An 825-nucleotide genomic window follows, 5' to 3' on the forward strand; every position below is an offset into this window, starting at 1 on the left:
GAGCACGATACGAGAGTGCGTCTCAGCCATCACAGGATCTCAATGTTGTCCACGTGAATCACCGACAGCTGTTGAGTGAAGGTGTGCTGAATGACGACCAGTTATCGTTGTTGCAACGCTTGTTGGACAGAAGTGTGGTGGACAGTTTGTGCGCCAGCCAATTGGTGAAAACGTATTTGAGATTGGGCACATCGATTGACCGTTTTGCCATGCGTCTGTTTTTAGAAATTGGCGCTCAGTTAAGTGACAGTCAACGAGTGGCGACCTTTGAGCAGAGGCTCGAATACATCAACTCTCGATTGGGCTTTCGCTTTAACTTGGCCACGCCAAAAACGCTGATCCTTTGTTGCTACTTGGCGTTGACTGAATGGATTCATCGACAAACCGACCAAAGTGCGTTGCACGCCTCGGTCAAAGTGGAACAACTGATGAATCAGCTGGACATTCAAAAAGAGTACTGGTCGAAGTTATCGGGTGAAGACACCAGCGCGATTTTTGTCGAACAACAACTTGCGTTGATCGAGAGCCAGCAAACGCAGTTAAAAGCGCAGCTAAATACACTGAACGAGCAACAGTCACAAGTAATTGAATCCCATAAAGCGTTGGTCGATAAGTGGCAACCGTCGTTAAGCAACTTGAAAGAACTGGCAGACTACTCTTCAACGACGGATATGTTCATCTCTGATTGGAAAACGTGGTGCTCTGAGGCTCGTTTACAAGCACCGGATCTCAATGAAGTCTGGGATGCATGTGACGTGGTTTATAACGACCTCAATGCCGTTGCTAAAGTGTGGCAATGGTTTAAAGACATGCAGATCGTTGGCG

The 825-nt window shown here is 47.4% G+C and carries 1 protein-coding gene; it reads left to right on the top strand.

Annotation, left to right across the window (positions count from 1 at the left end):
* Nucleotides 1–825: type III secretion system regulon anti-activator ExsD (gene esxD, locus R7Z50_RS26285; RefSeq protein ID WP_318149583.1), on the top strand; the 825-nt coding region annotated here is incomplete at both ends.

It is taken from the genome of Vibrio sp. 1249-1 (assembly GCF_033340495.1).